Source organism: Micrococcus sp. KRD128 (genome assembly GCF_017168395.1).
Classification (GTDB): domain Bacteria; phylum Actinomycetota; class Actinomycetes; order Actinomycetales; family Micrococcaceae; genus Micrococcus; species Micrococcus luteus.
This window is the reverse complement of the sequence record NZ_JABFAX010000015.1, coordinates 156172-175069: the sequence shown is the minus strand read 5'-3', so window position 1 is coordinate 175069 and position 18898 is coordinate 156172. Positions and strand designations below refer to the sequence as shown.

16 protein-coding genes and 1 tRNA gene are annotated in these 18898 nt (G+C 75.6%); 3 read left to right on the top strand and 14 right to left on the bottom strand.

What is annotated here, in order from left to right; translation table 11 throughout:
- Positions 1-6: 6 nt before the first annotated feature.
- From J1M44_RS07005 to thiO, 13 genes are all read right to left on the bottom strand, one after another.
- Positions 7-738 (bottom strand): L-threonylcarbamoyladenylate synthase, encoded by a 732-nt coding sequence (locus J1M44_RS07005; RefSeq protein ID WP_144824262.1) that lies wholly within the window; start codon positions 736-738, stop codon positions 7-9.
- Positions 735-1637, bottom strand: coding sequence for a peptide chain release factor N(5)-glutamine methyltransferase (prmC, locus tag J1M44_RS07000; protein WP_144824261.1), 903 nt, complete (start codon positions 1635-1637; stop codon positions 735-737). Before prmC ends, J1M44_RS07005 begins: the two co-directional genes overlap by 4 nt.
- Positions 1634-2743: a peptide chain release factor 1 gene (prfA, locus tag J1M44_RS06995; RefSeq protein ID WP_144824260.1), complete on the bottom strand. Its 1110-nt coding sequence runs from the start codon at positions 2741-2743 to the stop codon at positions 1634-1636. The genes prmC and prfA overlap by 4 nt, the downstream gene beginning before the upstream one ends.
- A 115-nt stretch (positions 2744-2858) precedes the next feature.
- The gene (gene rho / locus J1M44_RS06990) at positions 2859-4934 is read right to left on the bottom strand and encodes a transcription termination factor Rho (protein ID WP_144824259.1); all 2076 of its coding nucleotides are present in this window, start codon (positions 4932-4934) and stop codon (positions 2859-2861) included.
- Between the two features lie 320 nt (positions 4935-5254).
- Positions 5255-6208 (bottom strand): homoserine kinase, encoded by a 954-nt coding sequence (gene thrB, locus J1M44_RS06985; RefSeq protein ID WP_144824258.1) that lies wholly within the window; start codon positions 6206-6208, stop codon positions 5255-5257.
- Positions 6209-6211: 3 nt separating this feature from the next.
- Positions 6212-7324 (bottom strand): threonine synthase, encoded by a 1113-nt coding sequence (thrC, locus tag J1M44_RS06980; RefSeq protein WP_144824257.1) that lies wholly within the window; start codon positions 7322-7324, stop codon positions 6212-6214.
- Positions 7325-7327: 3 nt separating this feature from the next.
- The gene (locus tag J1M44_RS06975) at positions 7328-8650 is read right to left on the bottom strand and encodes a homoserine dehydrogenase (RefSeq protein WP_144824256.1); all 1323 of its coding nucleotides are present in this window, start codon (positions 8648-8650) and stop codon (positions 7328-7330) included.
- Between the two features lie 172 nt (positions 8651-8822).
- Positions 8823-10295 (bottom strand): diaminopimelate decarboxylase, encoded by a 1473-nt coding sequence (gene lysA / locus J1M44_RS06970; RefSeq protein ID WP_144824255.1) that lies wholly within the window; start codon positions 10293-10295, stop codon positions 8823-8825.
- 8 nt (positions 10296-10303) lie between these two features.
- Positions 10304-11974, bottom strand: a complete 1671-nt coding sequence (argS, locus tag J1M44_RS06965; RefSeq protein ID WP_144824254.1) for an arginine--tRNA ligase — start codon at positions 11972-11974, stop codon at positions 10304-10306.
- Positions 11975-12089: 115 nt separating this feature from the next.
- Entirely contained in the window at positions 12090-13286 is a 1197-nt protein-coding gene (gene moeB / locus J1M44_RS06960; protein ID WP_144824253.1) for a molybdopterin-synthase adenylyltransferase MoeB, read from the bottom strand.
- Entirely contained in the window at positions 13283-14101 is an 819-nt protein-coding gene (locus J1M44_RS06955; protein ID WP_098471452.1) for a thiazole synthase, read from the bottom strand. The genes moeB and J1M44_RS06955 overlap by 4 nt, the downstream gene beginning before the upstream one ends.
- A 3-nt stretch (positions 14102-14104) precedes the next feature.
- Positions 14105-14347: a sulfur carrier protein ThiS gene (gene thiS, locus J1M44_RS06950; protein WP_060775073.1), complete on the bottom strand. Its 243-nt coding sequence runs from the start codon at positions 14345-14347 to the stop codon at positions 14105-14107.
- A complete protein-coding gene (gene thiO / locus J1M44_RS06945) occupies positions 14344-15513 on the bottom strand; it encodes a glycine oxidase ThiO (protein ID WP_098471844.1) in 1170 nt (389 codons plus the stop codon). The genes thiS and thiO overlap by 4 nt, the downstream gene beginning before the upstream one ends.
- A gap of 145 nt (positions 15514-15658) precedes the next feature.
- Here thiO and thiE point away from each other — a divergent pair, with 145 nt between their 5' ends.
- Both thiE and J1M44_RS06935 read left to right on the top strand, forming a co-directional pair.
- Positions 15659-16402: a thiamine phosphate synthase gene (gene thiE, locus J1M44_RS06940; protein WP_098471451.1), complete on the top strand. Its 744-nt coding sequence runs from the start codon at positions 15659-15661 to the stop codon at positions 16400-16402.
- A gap of 87 nt (positions 16403-16489) precedes the next feature.
- A tRNA-Arg gene (locus tag J1M44_RS06935) sits at positions 16490-16562 on the top strand.
- Between the two features lie 199 nt (positions 16563-16761).
- Here J1M44_RS06935 and thiD read toward each other — a convergent pair.
- Entirely contained in the window at positions 16762-17601 is an 840-nt protein-coding gene (gene thiD, locus J1M44_RS06930; RefSeq protein WP_206480797.1) for a bifunctional hydroxymethylpyrimidine kinase/phosphomethylpyrimidine kinase, read from the bottom strand.
- A gap of 72 nt (positions 17602-17673) precedes the next feature.
- Here thiD and J1M44_RS06925 point away from each other — a divergent pair, with 72 nt between their 5' ends.
- Positions 17674-18831: a YkvI family membrane protein gene (locus J1M44_RS06925; protein ID WP_206480796.1), complete on the top strand. Its 1158-nt coding sequence runs from the start codon at positions 17674-17676 to the stop codon at positions 18829-18831.
- Positions 18832-18898 lie beyond the last annotated feature (67 nt).

Below are 18898 nucleotides of genomic sequence, written 5' to 3'. Positions count from 1 at the left end.
GGCCTGTCAGGCCTCCCGGTCGGCGGGACGCGCCGCGGCGGCGTTGTCGGCCGCGATCCGTTCGGCGGCGACCGGCGGCTCCTCGCCCTCGGCGAGCAGGTCCGGCACCACCGCGCGCAGCTCCTCCAGGGGCACGGAGCCCTGCCGGGCCACCCGGAACGGGGTGACGGTGCAGTCCACGATCGTCGAGGGATCCCGGCTCTCGCGGGGGCCGGCGTCGAGGTAGAGGGCCACGGACTCCCCCAGCATCGAGCGGGCGGCGTCGGCGGTGGTGGCGGCGTCCATGCCGGTGCGGTTCGCGCTGGAGACGGCCATGGGGCCGACGGCGTAGAGCAGCTCGCGGGCCACCGCGTCGTCCGGCACGCGCAGGGCGACGGTGCCGCGGGTCTCGCCGAGGTCCCAGGTCAGCGTGGGCTGGGACTTGAGGATGAGCGTGAGGGCGCCGGGCCAGAAGCGCTCGGCGAGGGCCTCGGCCTCCTCCGGCACGTCGTACGCGAGGCCCGCCATGACGCGGCGGTCCGCGATGAGCACGGGCGGCGGCATGGTGCGGCTGCGGCCCTTGGCGGCCAGCAGCACGGCCACGGCCAGCGGGGAGAACGCGTCCGCTCCGATGCCGTAGACGGTGTCCGTGGGCAGGACCACGCAGCCGCGGTCCGCGAGGACCTCGCGGGCGCGGGCCACGGCATTCTCGAGGGCGGCCGGATCCGAGACGTCGATGAAGTCACTCACGTCGGTCATTCTTCCACCTCCGCGCCCGCCGCGGCGTCGCAGGACCGGCGCGCCGTCAGGAACCGGTCTCGTCCGGTGAGGTCCTGGTGCACTCGGACGCCCGTGAACCGGGGGTCCGCGCCGAGGGTGGCCAGGAGCGCCGGGCCCTGCGTCTCGTGGTGCTCCATGGCGAAGAGGCCGCCCGGGGCGAGCAGGTCCGCCGCCCGGTGCGCGATGGCCCGCGGGATCCGCAGCCCGGGCGCGTCCCCGCCGTAGAGCGCCCGCGCCGGGTCCAGTCGGGCCTCGGGCTGGGCGGGCACCTCGGCCTCGGGAACGTAGGGCGGGTTGCTCACGACGACGTCCACGCGGCCCTCGAGGTCCGGGCATGCGACAAGGGCATCACCTTGTCGCAGGTCGACCCCGCGCGGGGCGAGGTTCCGCCGGGCCCAGTCGGCCGCCGTCGGGTCGAGCTCGACGGCGGTGACGGCGAGTGGGCGGCCCCGTGCCTCGCCCCACGCCGCGACGGCCGCGGCGATCGCGCCGGAGCCGGTGCACAGGTCCACCACCACGCCCGCCGTGGGCCGCACGGCCAGGTCGGCCACGACGGTCTCCACGAGCAGCTCGGTCTCCGGTCGCGGGATGAAGACCCCCGGGCCGACCGCCAGGTCGAGCCCGTGGAAGTGCGCGACGCCGGTCAGGTGCTGGACGGGCTCGCGGGCGGCGCGGCGCCCGACGAGCGCCTCGAACGCCGCCGCCTGCGCGGGCTCGGCCACGGCGCCGGCGAACACCCGGGCCAGCAGCGCGCCGCGGTCGAGGCCGAGCACGTGGGCCAGCAGCAGCTCGGCGTCCACGCGCGGCGAGTCGATGCCCGCCGCGGTCAGGCGGGCGGCGGCGTCGCGCAGCAGCGCGGACCAGGCCGGTGCGCTCACGCGTCCGCGCCCAGCGCGGCGAGCCGGCGCTCCTCGTCGAGGGCGAGGCAGGAGGCGATCACGGCCTCGAGGTCGCCGTCGAGGACCGCGTCGAGGTTGTGCGCCTTGTAGCCGGTGCGGTGGTCCGCGATCCGATTCTCCGGGAAGTTGTAGGTGCGGATGCGTTCCGAGCGGTCCATGGTGCGCACCTGCGCGGCGCGCGCCGCGGAGTCCTCGGCGTCCTGCTCCGCCCGCTGCCGCTCGAGCAGCCGCGACCGCAGCACGCGCAGCGCGGCCTCGCGGTTCTGGATCTGGGACTTCTCGTTCTGCATGGAGACGACGATCCCCGTGGGCAGGTGCGTCAGACGCACCGCGGAGTCGGTCGTGTTGACGGACTGGCCGCCCGGCCCGGAGGAGCGGAAGACGTCCACCTTGAGGTCGTTCGGATCGAGGTGGACCTCGTCCGGGGCGTCCACCTCGGGCAGCACGAGCACGCCGGCGGCGGAGGTGTGGATGCGCCCCTGGGACTCGGTGACGGGCACGCGCTGCACGCGGTGCACGCCGCCCTCGAACTTGAGCCGGGCGTAGACGCCGTCGGCCGGGTCGGCCGCGCTCCCCCGCACCGCCACGTGGACGTCCTTGTAGCCGCCCAGGTCGGAGTGCGTGGCGGAGAGGACCTCCGTCTTCCAGCCCCGGGATTCGGCGTAGCGCAGGTACATGCGCAGCAGGTCGCCGGCGAACAGGGCGGCCTCCTCGCCGCCCTCGCCGCCCTTGATCTCGAGGATCACGTCGCGGGCGTCGTCGGGGTCGCGCGGGATCAGCAGCCGGCGCAGCCGTTCGGCGGCCTCCGCCTCGGCCGCCTCCAGACCGGGCACCTCGGCCGCGAACGCCGCCGCGTCGTCGTCGCCGGCCGCGGCCAGCTCCCGCGCGTCGGCCAGCTCCTCCGCGGCCGCCGACCAGGCGCGGTGGGCCGTCACCACGGCGCCGAGCTCGGCGAACCGCCGGTTCAGCCGCCGGGCGAGCGCCGGGTCCTGGTGCACCGCCGGGTCGGACAGGCGCGCCGTCAGCTCGCGATGCTCCGCCAGGAGCCGCTCCACGGCCTCGCGCCGCTGCTCCGAATCGAACACGTGCGTGCCTCTCCTCCTCCGGCCTCAGGGGGCCGGGCTGTCCGACGCGGACGGCCCCGCCCCGTCCGGCGGAGACGAGCTCCCCCGGACGGGACGGGGCCGTGCGACGGGACGGTCAGTCGTCGCCCTTGGACCCCAGCGTGGTCTTGGAGACCAGCATGAGGAACTCGGCGTTGGACGCGGTGTCCTTGATCTTGTTGGTGAGCAGGTCGAGGGCCTGCTGCTGCTCGAGGCCGGAGAGCACCCGACGCAGCTTCCACATGATCTTGACCTCCTCCTGCGAGAGCAGGGCCTCCTCGCGGCGCGTGCCGGACGCGTTGACGTCCACCGCCGGGAAGATGCGGCGCTCCGCGAGGTGGCGGGACAGGCGCAGCTCCATATTGCCGGTGCCCTTGAACTCCTCGAAGATCACCTCGTCCATGCGCGAGCCGGTCTCGACCAGCGCGGTGGCCAGGATGGTCAGCGAGCCGCCGTTCTCGATGTTGCGGGCGGCGCCGAAGAACTTCTTCGGCGGGTACAGGGCCGAGGAGTCCACACCGCCGGAGAGGATGCGGCCCGAGGCCGGGGCGGCCAGGTTGTAGGCGCGGCCCAGGCGGGTCATGGAGTCGAGCAGCACGACGACGTCGCGGCCCATCTCCACGAGGCGCTTGGCGCGCTCGATGGCCAGCTCGGCGAGGGTGGTGTGGTCGTCCGCCGGGCGGTCGAACGTGGAGGCGATGACCTCGCCGTCCACCGACCGCTGCATGTCGGTGACCTCCTCGGGGCGCTCGTCCACGAGCACCATCATGAGGTGGACCTCGGGGTTGTTCGTCTTGATCGCGTTGGCGATCGACTGCAGGATCATCGTCTTGCCGGCCTTGGGCGGGGAGACGATGAGGCCGCGCTGGCCCTTGCCGATGGGGCTGACCAGATCGATCACGCGGGGGCCGATCAGCTTGGGATCGGTCTCCAGGCGCAGGCGCTCCTGCGGGTACAGCGGCACGAGCTTGCCGAACTCCACGCGCTGCGGGTGCTCGACGGCGGGCTGGCCGTTGACCGAGGAGATCTTCACCAGGGCGTTGAACTTCTGACGGTTGGAGCCGCCGCCGTGGTGCTGCTGCTTCTCTCCGTCGCGCGGGGCGCGGATCGCGCCGACGACGGCGTCGCCCTTGCGCAGACCGTACTTCTTCACCATGGCCAGGGAGACGTAGACGTCGTTCGGGCCCGGCAGGTAGCCGGAGGTGCGGACGAACGCGTAGTTGTCCAGCACGTCGAGGATGCCGGCCACGGGCTGCAGGACGTCGTCCTCGGTCAGCTCGGTCTCGTCGACCTCGGGGCCGCCGCGGCCACGGCGGTTGCGGCCGCGCTCGTTGCGGTTGCGGCGGTTGCGACGGTTGCGGCCGCCCTCGTCGTCGCGGTCGTCGCGGCGGCTGCGGTCCCCGCGTCCGCCGTCGCCCCGGCCGCCGTCCTCGGACTTGTCGCCGCGCTGCTCGCGCGAGCCGTCACGGCCGTTCTCACGGTCCCGGTTGTTCTCGCGGCCGTTCTCACGGTCGCGGCCGTTGTCGCGGTCCCGCCCGTTGCGGCCGTTGCGGCCGCGGCCGTTCTCGCGCCCGTTGTCGTCACGGTCCTCCCGGTCGCCGCGGCGGTCCGCGCCGTCCTCGCCCTGGGCGCCGTCGGAGCGACGGTCCTGACCCTGCTGGGCGTCGTCGTCGCCGGCGCGGCGACGACCGCGGGAGCGGCGCTCGGACTGCGGGCGGTCCTCGCCCTCGTCGCGGGCCTCGGACCCCCCGGACCGATCCTGGTCCGAGGCGGTCTCACGGGGGGCCTGCTCCGTCTGGTCCTCGCGGGCCTCGGCCTGGGGCTGCCCGTCCTGGGCGGCGGCGGCCGGAGCGGAGGTGTCGGCGTCGGCGCGGCGCGAGCGGCGGCGGGCCGGGCGCTCGGCGGCCGGGGCCGCGTCCTGAGAGGACGCGGCGGCCGGGGCGGCCTCGGCGGCGGGGGCCGCGGTGGCCTGGGCCGCGCGCTCGGCGGCGTCGCGGTCCGCCACGGAGCCGCCGCGCTGGTGGTCGGAGATCGCGGTCACCAGGTCGGCCTTGCGCATGCGCGAGCCGCCGGCGATGCCGAGCTGAGAGGCCAGGGCCTGGAGCTGGGCGAGCTTGAGCGAGGCCAGGCCACCGCCGTTCGTCGGCGTGGTCTGTTCCGTGGATTCGGTCACGAAGGTTCCTTCTCCCTCGAATGCGGCCCGGCGGCGCGTGGCGCGTCGGGCTGCGGTGTGCATCCGGTCGGGCCGCGCAGCGGCGCCCCAGAAAACCGGGTTTCATGGTGTGAACTCAGCAGTGGCGCCTCCCCTGATCGTGCGCAGTCGCTGCGTGACGGGGCGGAGGCGTCCGGACTCGACCGAGCCGGAGGGGGTCCCGCACGCCGACCGTGCGCAGCACGGGATGGATCGCGGCGGGGTTCCGGCCGACGGCGCACGGTGCGTCCGGCCGTCACTGGCCCGGGCACCGGAGACCCGGGCCGCGCGAGGCGGTGGGGTCAGCCGTGGTGGAGTGATTCCACCCTAACACCGTCCACGGCCACGCACGGCACCAGCACGCGCCAGGAGGCCGCCCCGGCCGCCGTCAGAGCACGCGCCGCCTCCGCGGCGTGCTCGGCCGCCTGGACGCCGTCGCACAGCGCGAGCACCGTGGGACCTGCGCCGGAGACGACGGCGGCATGGCCGCGCCCGCGCAGCCCCGCGACCAGTGCGGCGCTGGCCGGCATGGTCACGGCGCGCGGCTCCTGGTGCAGCCAGTCCCGCGTGGCGGCCAGCAGCAGCGCGGGGTCCTCCGCCAGCGCGTGGACGAGCAGCGCGGCACGGCCGGCCTGGGCCGCCGCCACCGCGTGGGGCACCTCGGCGGGCAGCACGCCCCGGGCGACGTGGGTGGACAGCTCGGTGTCCGGGATCGCGACCACCGGCACCACGCGCTCGTGCAGCCGCAGCGGCGCCGTGGCCGGGCCGGGCACGTCGTCACGGGTCCAGGAGACGGTGGCCCCGCCCACGAGCGCGGGGGCGACGTTGTCCGGGTGCCCCTCGAAGCGGGTGGCCGCCTCGAGCAGGTCCGCGGGCGCCCGGCGCAGCGCGGCCGGCAGCAGGGCCTCGGCCGCGGCGTAGGCCGCGACGACGGCGGCCGCGGACGAGCCGAGCCCGCGGGCGTGCGGGATCCGGTTCACGGCGCGCAGGTGCAGCCCCGGCGCGGTGAATCCGCGGTCCCGCAGGTGCTCGTGCGCCAGGCGCAGGATCAGGTGCGCGCCGTCCCGCGGCAGGGTGGCCGCGCCCTCCCCCTCGACCTCCGCGACGTCGGGGCCCGCCACGACCGTGAGCGTCACCTCGTCGCGCAGCTCCAGGGCCAGGCCCATCGAGTCGAAGCCGGGGCCGAGGTTGGCGGAGGTGGCGGGGACGGAGACGGACGCGGCGGTCCCGGGCGCCAGCGGCTGCGGTGCGGCCATGGCTCAGCTCAGGCCGAGCGCCTGGGCGACGGTGACCACGTCGAACGGCACCGAGCGCGGGGTCACGTCGGCGCCGTCGGCGCCGCGCAGGGCCCACTGCGGGTCCTTGAGGCCGTGGCCGGTGACGGTGATGACCCAGCTCTTGCCGGTCGGCACGTTCCCGGCGGCGTGGTGCTTGAGCAGCCCGGCGACGCCGGCGGCGGAGGCGGGCTCGACGAACACGCCCTCCTTCGCGGAGAGCCAGCGGTGGGCCTCGAGGATCTCCTCGTCCGTGACGGAGTCGATCATGCCGCCGGACTCGTCGCGGGCGGCCTCGGCCTGCTCCCACGAGGCCGGGTTGCCGATCCGGATGGCGGTGGCGATCGTGTCCGGGTCGGTCACGGGGTGGCCCTGGACGATCGGGGCGGCGCCCGCGGCCTGGAAGCCCCACATCACGGGGGTCTTCGTGGCCACCGCGGGCAGCTCGGCGTCCGAGGCGCCCTCGTGCGGGTTCACGTAGGGGGCGGCGTACTCGCGGTAGCCCTTCCAGTACGCGGTGATGTTGCCGGCGTTGCCCACGGGCAGCAGGTGGTAGTCCGGGGCGTCGCCGAGGGTGTCCACGACCTCGAACGCGCCGGTCTTCTGCCCCTCGATGCGGGCCGGGTTGACGGAGTTCACGAGGAACACGGGGTAGTTCTCGGCGAGCTTGCGGGCCACCTCGAGGCAGTCGTCGAAGTTGCCCTGCACCTGGAGGATCTCCGCGCCGTGGGCCACGGCCTGGGACATCTTGCCCATCGAGATCTTCCCCTCGGGCACGAGCACGGCGCACGTGATCCCGGCCTGCGCGGCGTAGGCCGCCGCCGAGGCGGACGTGTTGCCAGTGGATGCGCAGACGACGGCCTTCGCGCCGTCCGCGACGGCGGCGGTGATCGCCATGGTCATGCCGCGGTCCTTGAAGGAGCCGGTCGGGTTCATGCCCTCGAACTTCACGTGCACGGTGCCCTGCACCAGCTCGGAGAGGTGGGGGGCGTGGATGAGCGGGGTGCCGCCCTCGCCGAGGGTGATCACGCGCGTGTCCTCGGTGACGGGCAGGCGGTGGGCGTACTCGCGGACGACGCCGCGCCACTGGTGGGCCATGGGTCAGTTCCCTTCGACTCGGAGGACGGACGCGACCTCGTGGACGACGTCCAGGGCGGCGAGCGCCTCGACGGTGGCGTCGAGGTCGCGCTGCCGCGCACGGTGGGTGATCAGCCGCAGGGACGCGCCGGGTGCGTCCTCGCGCTCGGACGGGACCTGGCGCAGCGTCTCGATGGAGACGCCGTGCTCCTCGAACACCCCGGCGACGCGGCGCAGCACGCCGGGCTGGTCCGCCGCGCGCAGCACGACCATGAAGGAGGTGTGGGCCTCGGCCGGGTCCAGGGCGGGCAGGGCGGTGACGGGGGTGCGCAGGCGTGCCGGGCCGCCGCGCACGATGCGCTGGGCGATCGAGACGACGTCGCCCATCACCGCGGAGGCGGTGGGGGCGCCGCCGGCGCCGGGACCGTAGAACATGAGCTCGCCGGCGTTCTCGGCCTCCACGAAGACGGCGTTGAACGCCCCGCGCACGGAGGCCAGCGGGTGCTCCCGCGGCAGCAGGGTGGGGTGCACGCGCAGGACCGCGCCCTGGGCACCGTCGGCGGCGCGGCCGCGCTCGGCGATCGCCAGCAGCTTGATGACGTAGCCCGCCTCCGCGGCGGCGACGTTGTCCTCGGCCGTGATCGCGGTGATGCCCGCGACGGCCACCTGGTCCAGGGTGTACGGCGCGCCGAACGCGATGGTCGCCAGGATCGCGGCCTTCGCGGCGGCGTCGTGGCCCTCGACGTCGGCGGTCGGGTCGGCCTCGGCGTAGCCGAGCCGCTGGGCCTCGGCGAGGGCGTCGTCGAAGTCCGCCCCTTCGGAGTCCATCCGGTCGAGGATGAAGTTGGTGGTGCCGTTGGCGATGCCCATCACGCGGGTGACGCGGTCGCCGCCCAGGGAGTCGCGCAGCGGGCGCAGGATCGGGATGGCGCCGGCGACGGCGGCCTCGAAGCTGAGCTGCGCGCCGGTGGCGGCGGCCGCGGCGTACAGTTCCTCGCCGTGCTGGGCCAGCAGCGCCTTGTTGCCGGTCACCACGGACGTGCCGGCGGCGAGGGCGCGCAGGATCAGGGTGCGGGCCGGCTCGATGCCGCCCATCAGCTCGATGACGACGTCCGCGCCGTCCACCAGCGCCTCGGCGTCGGTGGTGTAGAGCGCCGGGTCCGCCTGCCAGTCGCGCGTCGCACCCGTGTCCCGCACCGCGATGCCCGTGAGCTCGAGGTCGGCGCCCACGCGGTCCCGCAGGATGTCGGCGTCCTCGGTGAGGATCCGGGCGGTCTGGGACCCCACGGTCCCGCCGCCCAGCAGGGCGACCTTGAGGGCGGTGGGGGCGTCGGTGTGCTGGGGCATGGTCCTCCGGGGTCAAGCATCGGGGTCGGTGCCGCGCGATCACGCGGTTCGGCTGGCCTCGAATCTAGCGCGGCGCCCCGGCTCGTCCCGCCGCGCGACACTCGGTGTCCGCAGAGCGGGACGGACCCACCCGGGCCCGCGGCCGGCTTCCGGGTGCGCCTCACCCGCTGCCTCAGCGGGCGAGGCGCGGATCGGCCTCGCGGGCGAACAGGTCCTCCTGCGTCTCGCGGCGGACGATCACCCGCGCCTGCCCGTCGGAGACCGCGACGACGGCCGGGCGGGCCAGCGCGTTGTAGTTCGAGGACATCACGTGCGTGTACGCGCCCGTGGCCGGCACGGCCAGCAGGTCGCCGCGGCCCAGGTCGGCCGGCAGGTACACGTCGCGGACCAGGATGTCGCCGGACTCGCAGTGCTTGCCCACCACGCGGGAGAGCACCGGCTCGGCCTCCGAGGTGCGGCGCGCGGAGACGGCGGTGTAGTCGGCGTCGTAGAGCACGGGACGCGGGTTGTCGGACATGCCGCCGTCCACGGCGACGTAGCGGCGGGCCGCGGTGCCGCCGTCGGGGGCGTCCACGTCCACGGTCTTGGTCACCCCGACCGTGTAGAGGGTCAACCCCGCGGGGCCCGAGATGGCCCGCCCCGGCTCGAGGGAGATGCGCGGGCACGTCAGGCCGAGGCGCTCGACGGTCTTCTGGACGTCGTCGGCGAGGGCGTCGGCGATCTCCGCGGCCGGGCGCGGCTCGTCCACGGCCGTGTAGGCGATGCCGTGGCCGCCGCCGAGGTCGAGCTCGGCCAGCTCCACCCCGTGCTCGGCCTTGACCTCGGCGAGGAACTCGAGCACGCGTCCGGCCGCCAGCCCGAAGCCCTCGGCCTCGAAGATCTGGGATCCGATGTGGCAGTGCACGCCCAGCAGGTCGATCGACTCGGCCGCCAGGGCCGCGGCCACGGCGACGGCGGCCGGCGAGCGGCCGGCCACGTTGCCGTCCCGGTCGGTCGAGGCCGGGGCCAGGGAGAGCCCGAACTTCTGGTCCTCGTGCGCGGTGGCGATGAAGTCGTGGGTGTGCGCGTGCACGCCCGGGGTCAGCCGGAGCATCACGGGGGCGCGGCGGCCGGCCTCGGCCGCGAGCGCGGCCAGGTGGGTGAGCTCGTCGAGCGAGTCCACGATGATCCGACCCACGCCCGCCTCGAGGGCGGTGCGCAGCTCGGCGTCCGACTTGTTGTTGCCGTGCAGGCCGATGTGGGCCGGGTCGACGCCGGCGGCCAGCGCGATCGCCAGCTCGCCGCCGGAGGCGGTGTCCACGCGCAGGCCCTCCTCGGCGGCCCAGCGGGCGGTGGAGAGGGTGAGCATGGACTTGCCGGCGTAGTAGACGTCCGCTCCCCCGCACAGGTCGGCGAACGCGGCGTCGAAGCCCTCGCGGAACGCGCGGGCGCGGGCGCGGAAGTCGTCCTCGTCCACCACGAGCAGCGGCGTGCCGAACTCCGCGGCGAGCGCGCTCGCGCGCAGGCCCTGGACGGTGAGCTCGCCGTCGGCGGCGCGGTCCACGCCGGCGGCCCACAGGCCGGGCACGAGCGCGTCCGGGTCCCCCGGCGCGGGAAGCCAGGCGGGCGCGAGCGGGGAGGCGGGGGCGGGCTGCGGCGTCGTCATCCGGGCGCTCACATCTTCTCCGGGGCGGACACGCCGAGCAGGCCCAGGCCGTTGGCCAGCACCTGGGCGGTGGCGTCGTTGAGCCACAGGCGGGTGCGGTTGAGGGTCTCCACGGGACGCGGCGTGCCGTCGTCGGTGGGCATGGGGACGATCCGGCAGGCGGCGTACCACGAGTGGTAGGCCCCGGCGATCACCTCGAGGTGGCGGGCCACGCGGTGGGGCTCACGCAGGCGCGCCGCCGCGGCGACGACGGCCGGGAACTCCGCCAGCTGGGCCAGCAGCTCGGACTCGGTGGCGTGGGTGAGCAGGGCGGCGTCGAACTCGGAGCGGTCCACGCCGTGGGCCTGCGCGGTGCGCGCCGCGCCCGAGGCACGGGCGTGGGCGTACTGCACGTAGTAGACGGGGTTGTCGTTCGTGGTGGAGCGCAGCAGCTCGGGGTCGATCGTCAGGGGCGAGTCCGCGGGGTAGCGGGCCAGGTCGTAGCGCAGGGCGTCGCGGCCGAGCCACTCCACGAGGTCCTTGAGCTCGATGATGTTGCCGGCGCGCTTGGAGAGCTTCGCGCCGTTGACCGAGATGAGCTGGCCGATGAGGATCTCGATGTTCGTCGCCGGGTCGTCTCCGGCGGCGGCGGCGATCGCCTTGAGGCGGTTCACGTAGCCGTGGTGGTCGGCGCCGAGCAGGTACACCTTCTCCTCGAAGCCGCGGTCGCGCTTGTGGAGGTAGTAGGCGGCGTCGGCGGCGAAGTAGGTGGGCTCGCCGTTGGCGCGGATGAGCACGCGGTCCTTGTCGTCGCCGAAGTCGGTGGTCTTGAGCCACACGGCGCCCTCGCGGTCCTCGATGTGGCCCTGTTCGCGCAGCCGCTGCACGGCCTGCTCGATCGCGCCGGAGTCGTGGAGCGTCTGCTCCGAGGTGAACACGTCGAAGTGCACGTCGAAGGCGGCGAGCGTGTCCTTGATGTCCTGCATCTGGAGCCGGTACGCGGCCTCGCGGACCACCGGGCGGGCGGCCTCGTCCGTCAGCTCGCGCACGTCCGGGTGCTCGAGGGCGACGGCGTCGGCCAGCTCCTGCACGTACGCGCCGGGGTAGCCGCCCTCGGGGACGTCGCGGCCGTGCAGGCGGGCGAGGACCGAGTCGGCGAACACGTTCATCTGGTTGCCGGCGTCGTTGACGTAGTACTCGGCGGTGACGTCCGCGCCCGAGGCGCGCAGCAGGCGGGCGATCGCGTCGCCCAGCGCGGCCCAGCGGGTGTGGCCGATGTGCAGCGGGCCGGTGGGGTTGGCGGAGACGAACTCCATGTTCACGGTGTGCCCGGCCAGGGCGTCGTTGCGGCCGTACTCCGGGCCGGCCTCGACGATCTCGCGGGCCAGGGCGCCGGCCGAGGCCGCGTCCAGGGTGACGTTGAGGAAGCCGGGGCCGGCGACGTCGACGGCGGCGATGCCCGGCTTCCCGGTCAGGCGCTCGGCCACGAGCCCGGCGAGGTCGCGCGGGGCCATCCCGGCCTTCTTGCCCAGCTGGAGGGCGACGTTGGTGGCCCAGTCGCCGTGCTCGCGGCTGCGGGGTCGCTCCACCTTCACGCGCGCGGGGGTGATCTCCCCCCGCAGCTCGGCGGGGAGGTCACCGGCATCGACGGCGTCGGTGAGGACAGCGGACAGCAGGGCGGAGAGGTCTTCGGGCTTCACCCGCGCAAGTCTACGGAAGGGCCGCCGCGCCCGTGCGCGTGCGAACGAACCCTGCGAGATGGCCCCCTCCGGCCCGCGGTGAGGGCCCTTTCGCAGGGTTCGTCGGGGTGGGGGGTCAGGCGGGCCAGGCGGCGAGGCCGCCGGCGAGGGACAGGACGCGCCCGCCGGCGCTCGGGTCGGCCCCGACGACGGCGTCCCGCGCCCGGGCCGACCGGGCTCCGGCGGCGCAGTAGACCACCAGGACGCGGTCCTGCCCGGGCGCGAGGGCCGCCGGCTCCGCGAGGACGGCCTCGAGCGGGACGTGCCGATCGGCCACCGCCGCGGGGGCCTCGACCCGGCGCAGGCGGCGTTCCCAGTCCTCGCGGACGTCGAGCAGGGTCAGGGACGCGGCCCGGGCGGGGTCGGCGAGCAGGGCGGTTAGCTCGGTGGGGGCGATCTCCCCGCCCGCGGCGCCGCAGGCCTCCGCCGAGCCGGGGGCACCGGCGTCGTCCGGGCGGGGGGCCTGGGCCGTGTGGGCGGACAGGTCCGTCACGGGGAGCCGCTCGGGGTCGGCCACGAGCCGCAGCTCACGGAAGCGCATCGTCAGGGCGTCCACGGAGAGCAGCCGCCCGGCCAGGGGCTCACCCACCCCGGAGAGCAGCTTGATCGCCTCGGCCGCCATGAGGGAGCCGATGATCCCGGGCAGCACCCCGAGCACCCCGGCCTGCGCGCATGAGGGCACCTCACCGGGTTCGGGCCGCTCCGGGAACACGTCCCGGTACAGCGGCCCGCCCGGGGCGAACACGCTCACCTGCCCCGCGAACCGCAGGATCGCGCCCCACACCACGGGCACGCCGGCGATCTCGCACGCGTCGGCCACGAGGTAGCGGGTCGCGTAGTTGTCCGTGCCGTCGAGCACGAGGTCCACGGCGCCGACCCGCTCGAGCGCGTTGGCGGCGGTCAGGCGTTCGCGGTGCTCGACCACGCGCACCTCGGGGTGCAGGCCGCGCATCGTCGCGGCAGCGGAGGCGGTCTTGGGGCGGCCGAGGTCCGCCTCGGCGTGGATCACCTGGCGGTGCAGGTTGGAGCGGTCCACCACGTCGTCGTCGATCACGTGGACCTCCCCCACGCCCGCGGCGGCGAGGTACGTCAGCACGGGCGCCCCGAGGCCGCCGGCGCCGACCACGAGGACGCGGGAGCGCAGCAGCGCCAGCTGGGCCTCGGGGCCGAAGCCGTCCAGGCTCAGGTGGCGGGCGAAGCGCTCGAGCTGTGTGTCGGACAGTGCGGTGAGGTCGCGGGGCTCACGGGCCGCGGGGTCCGGGGCGGCGGTCACCGCTCGCCCTCCTCCGCCGTGACCCGCCCGGCCATCGGCGAGGAGGCCAGGGCGTGCTCGCGGCGCGGGATGCGCCCGGCGCGGCGGGCGTGGAAGCCCGCCTCGAGCGCGAGCCGGCACGCGTGGGCCATGCGGGCGGGCTCGGCGGCGCGGGTGATCGCGGAGGCGGCGAGCACGGCATCGCAGCCGGCCTCCATCGCCAGGGCGACGTCCGAGGCCGTGCCCACGCCGGCGTCGAGCACGATCGGCACGGAGGCGCGCGAGACGATCAGCTCCAGGTGTGCGCGGTTGAGGATGCCCAGCCCCGAGCCGATCGGCGATCCCAGCGGCATGACGGCGGCGGCGCCGGCCTGCTCGAGGCGCAGCGCCATGGCGGGGTCGTCCGAGGTGTAGGCCAGGACGGTGAAGCCGTCGGCGGCGAGCCGCTCGGTGGCCTCGAGGGTCTCGACGACGTCGGGCAGCAGGGTGCGCTCGTCGGCGATGACCTCGACCTTCACGAGGTCGGTCTCGAGCGCCTCGCGGCCGAGCCGGGCGGTGAGCACGGCGTCCCGGGCGGTGTAGCAGCCGGCGGTGTTGGGCAGCACGTCGATGCCGAGGCCGTCCAGCAGCGCGACCAGGCCGTCACGGGTGTCCGCGGACCAGCGGCGCAGCGCCACGGTGGTGAGCGTGGTGCCGGAGGCGACGAGGGCGCCCTCGAGCGCGGTGAGGTCGGTGATGCCGCCCGTGCCCATGATGAGCCGGGAGGCCAGGTCGTAGCCGCCGATCCGCAGCGGCGGGATCGCGGGGGCGGCGGGCGGGGTACGGTGCTCGGCCATCGCTCAGCCCCCCTGCACCGCGGTGACGACGTCGACCTCGTCCCCGGCGGCCAGCGCCCGGGTGGCCCAGGCCGACCGGGGCACGACCTCGCCGCCGACCGCCACGGCCACGCCGAGCCGCCGCCCGTCCGCGGCGGCGCCGTCGTCGCCGACCGCGCGCCCGGTGACGTGCGCGACGACGTCGCGGACGGTGGCCACGGCCAGCTCGGCGGGCTCTCCGTTGAGGGTCAGGGTGAGGGTGCTCATGCGATCTCCTTCAGGCGGGCGTGCAGCAGCTCGAGGATCCGCCCGGCCGCCCAGGGGGCGAGCAGGATCCCGTGACGGTGGAAGCCGGTGGCGACGACGGCGCCCGGGGCCTCGGGCACGGCGAGCACGCGCGGGGCGTCGTCGGGGGTGCCGGGGCGAGCGGCGGTGGTGATCTCGACGAGCTCGCACTCGCGGACGGCGGGCAGGATCGCGGCGGCGTCGGCGAGCAGGTCCAGCACGGCCCCGGCGGAGGTGCCGGCCAGGCCGTCCTCGCGGGCCGAGGCGCCGACCACGAGGGTGCCGTCCGCGCGGGGCACGAGGTAGACCTGGCGCCCGTGGACGAGGCCGCGGACGGTGCGGGTGATCAGGTGCGACTCCCCCGGCAGCAGCTGCTCGGGGCGCACCCGCAGGCGCAGCACGTCGCCGTGGACGGGTCGCAGCGGGACCTCGACGGCGGTGGCCGCGCCGCCGATCCCGCGGTGGCCCAGGCCCGCGGCGAGGACCGCGCCGTCGGCGGTGAGGACGCCCCCGTCGGCCAGCGTGAGGCGCACCCCCTCGCCCTCCGGGTCGGCGGCGGTGACGCGTCCGGCCACGAACCGGGCGGCGGGTCCGGCGCCGACCGGGAGCGGGCCGCCGTCGGGTCCGGTCTGGGCGCGCAGGGCGGCGACGCAGGCGGCGGCGAGCCGGCGTGGGTCCACCTGATGGTCGTCCGGGGCGTCGAAGCCGGCGGCCAGGCCCGGGGCCAGGGCGGGCTCGGCGCGGCGCAGCGCGCGGACGGAGACGGGCTCGACCCGGCGGCCGAGGACCGAGGCGTGCTCGAGCACGTGGTCCCACGCGCGGGCGTCCGAGGGGTCCGCGGCCACGATCCAGGCGCCCTGTGCGAGGAAGCCCGTCTCCACATCGGTGAAGGCGGCGAGCAGGTCCACGAGGGCCGGGTAGGCCTCCCAGCCGGCCTGCAGCAGCGGGGCGAGGTCGTCCTGGCTGAACTGGGTCTCGGCGAGCGGCGCGAGCATCCCCGCCGCGGCGTGGGTGGCCCCGGCCACGGCGTGTGGGCGCCCGGCGGCGTCCAGCTCGGGGGCGATCAGGGTGACGGCGTGGCCTGCGGCGCGCAGACGCACGGCGGCGGTGAGGCCGATGATCCCGGCCCCGACGACGGCCACGTGCACGGACCGGTCCTCCTCACGGCGGCATGACCCGCATCGAGTGGTGATGGTCGGCCGCGCCGGCGCGATGCGCCCCTGCGGCCCTCTCAGCCCGGCGTGTGCGGCCCGGGCTCCCATGGAACAGCGGCCAGTCTGCCACAGTGGGCGCATGCACTCCCCCGATCCGCTCCTGATGACCGCGGCCGGCCGCGACGACGGCGGCACCGGCCCCGGCGCGGGCCGCCGCGCCCGCCTCGCCACCTCCCGGCTGTACGTCTGCACCGACCTGCAGCGGTTCCTGCGCCCGGACGGCACGCTCGACACGGCCGCGTTCGCTCACTTCTGCGCGGCGGCGTTCCGCGGCGGAGTGGACCTGATCCAGGTGCGGGACAAGGCCGTGGACGTGGCGGTCGAGCTGGCCGCGTTCGCCGTGCTCCTCCCGCTGGCCCGGGAGCACGGGGCGCTCTCGGCCGCCAACGATCGCGCCGACGTCGCCGCCCTGGCCGGGGTGGACGTGTTCCACACGGGCCAGACCGACCTGACCACCGCGCAGTGCCGCGCCCTGCTGGGCCCGGACGTGGTGCTCGGCCGCTCGTGCCACACCGGGGCACAGGTGCGCACCGCCCGCGCGGAGGACGGCCTGGACTACTTCTGCACGGGGCCGGTGTGGGCGACGCCCACGAAGCCGGGTCGGGCCGCCGTCGGACTGGAGCTGCCGGCCCTCGCCGCGCGCCTGGACACCGAGGACCCGGCGGGGGCGCGGCCGTGGTTCGCCATCGGCGGCGTCGACGCGGACCGGCTGCCCGAGGTCCGCGCGGCCGGGGCGGAGCGGATCGTGGTGGTCCGCGCCGTGACGCAGGCCGAGGACCCCGAGGCCGCGGCCCGGACCCTGCGCGGGGGCCTGCCCGGCTGACGCGCCCCGCGGGGAGGTCACGGACGGGCCGTCCTGATGGTGTAGAGTCGACGAGTCCGCAACGCGCTCGACGCGTCGCGAACCCCCGCCTCCGTAGCTCAGGGGATAGAGCGTCTGCCTCCGGAGCAGAAGGCCGCAGGTTCGAATCCTGCCGGGGGCACGAGCGAACAGAGCCGGACCCCCGTGGCGACACGGGGGTCCGGCTCTTCCGCGTTCTGCGGCCCCGGGCGCTTGAGCGGAGCGGGAGGTCCGGGTCACCGGCATTCGAGGCGGGAAATCGACCTCATGGGACGTCCCGCGGTGCGCATTCGCCGGATTTCCCGCCTCGAACGTGTCGAAGCCCGGAGGTCCCGCGCACATCAGCCCCGCTGCGCGTGACCGTGGTCCACGGGCCCGTGCCACGTCGGCCGCGAGGCGTCCCCGACCGCGAGCGCCTCCCCCGCCCGCATCGCGTCGGCCAGCCACGGCTTGGCCCGCTCGAGCGCGTCCTCCCAGCTCAGGCCCGCGCCGGTCAGCGTGGCCAGGGCCGAGGAGAGGGTGCAGCCGGTGCCGTGCGAGGCGCGGGTCGCCACGCGCGGGCCGCGCACCTCGTGCACGGCCCCGTCCACGCGCACGACGGCGTCCGGCACCTCCGCCGCCTCGGCCTCGTCCAGGTGCCCGCCCTTGAGCAGCACCGTCACGTCGTGCTCGGCGGCCAGGCCCCGCGCCGCGTCGAGGGCGGCGTCCCAGTCCGTCGCGTCCCGCCCGGTCAGCCGGGCCAGCTCGGGCAGATTGGGGGTCACCAGGTGCGCCGCCCGCAGCAGCCGGGACCACGCGGCGCGCCCGTCGTCGTCGCCCACCGCGGTGAGGGCGTCCCCGCTCGAGGCCACCATGACCGGGTCCAGCACGACGACGGCGGGCCGGGTCTCCTCGAGCCAGCCGGCGACGGCCCCCATGAGCTCCGCCGTGCCGAGCATGCCGATCTTCACGGCGTCCACGGCGATGTCGGCGGCGATGGAGTCGAGCTGGGCGCGCACCACGTCCACCGGCATCGGGTGGACGGCCTGCACGCCCTGCGTGTTCTGGGCGGTGATCGCGGTGATCGCGGTCATCCCGTAGCCGCCCCATGCGGCGATGGTCTTCAGGTCGGCCTGGACACCGGCGCCGCCGCCCGAGTCGGAGCCGGCGATGCTGAGCACGCGGGGGACGGCGGGGGTCATGCGGGGCTCCTTCGGGTCGGGGCGGATCGGCCGCCCGGGCCGGGCCGATCCCGCCCATGAGAATGTAGTCGCATGTCCCCCGTCACAGAGAGCTCCCCCGCGCACCCCGGCCGAGCCGAGGAGTCGGCGCCGCTGCGGCCGACCTCCCCGCTCGGGATCGCCGCCACGTTCATCGGCACCACCATCGGCGCGGGCTACGCCTCGGGCAACGAGATCCTGCAGTACTTCGTGAGCTTCGGCCTCTGGGGCGGCACGGGGGCGCTCGTGATCGCCGGCGCGCTGTTCTTCCTGCTCGCGGTGATCGTGCTGCGGCTGGCGCAGAAGCTGCGGACCACGGACATCCACCGGATCGTGAACCCCACGACCTCGCGCGTGCCCACCTGGTTCGCGGACCTGTGCATCACCACGTCCCTGCTGGGGACGCTGGTGATCATGCTGGCCGGGGCCGGGGCGGCGGTGCACACCGCGTTCGGGCTGCCCTCGCTCGTGGGCTCGCTGGTGATGGCGGCCGTCTGCGTGGTCTCGGTGCTGGCCGGCATCACGGGCCTCGTGCGCGTCCAGGCCGTGGTGGTCCCCCTGATCATCGTGGTCGCCGTCGGCGTCGCGGTGTGGGGGTTGGTGAACCCGGGGGCCGCGGTGGACGACGTCGCCGCGCTCGTGACCTCGTCCCCGCTGATCAACCAGTGGTGGCTCTCGGGTGTGCTGTACGTGGCGTTCAACATCCAGCTGGCCTACGCGGTGCTCGCCCCGATCGGGCAGGAGAGCTCCTCGTCGGGGCGCTCCCTCGTCGCCGGGGCCGGGCTCGGGGCCCTGGGCCTCGTGGTGATGGCCGGCGCGGTGATGGCCGCGATGACCGCCCACGCCCAGCTGATCGGCCGCGCCGAGCTGCCCATGGTCGAGCTGGCCGCCATGATCGGCGGCTGGGCCGCCCTGCTGTACACGGTCGTCCTGCTGCTGGCGCAGTTCACGACGGCGGTCTCGTGCCTGTACGGCGGGGTGGAGCGCATCGCCCTGCTGTCCTCGATGCGACGCGTGCCGGGCTGGGTCATCGCCGTCGTCACGGCCCTGGCCGCCACCCTGCTCTCGAGCGTCGGCTTCTCCGACCTCGTGGGCACCGTCTACCCCGTCCTCGGCTACGCCGGCATCGTCATCATCGTGATGCTCGTCGTGACGTGGATCGTCGAGCGCACCACGGTGCGCCGGCGGGCGGCCCGCGCGGCGCGCGCCTGAGCGGCCCGCCGCATGGCCGCTGCCGGCGGCGGTGAGGCCTCGCAGGGGACGTGCTAGGGTCGCTCGC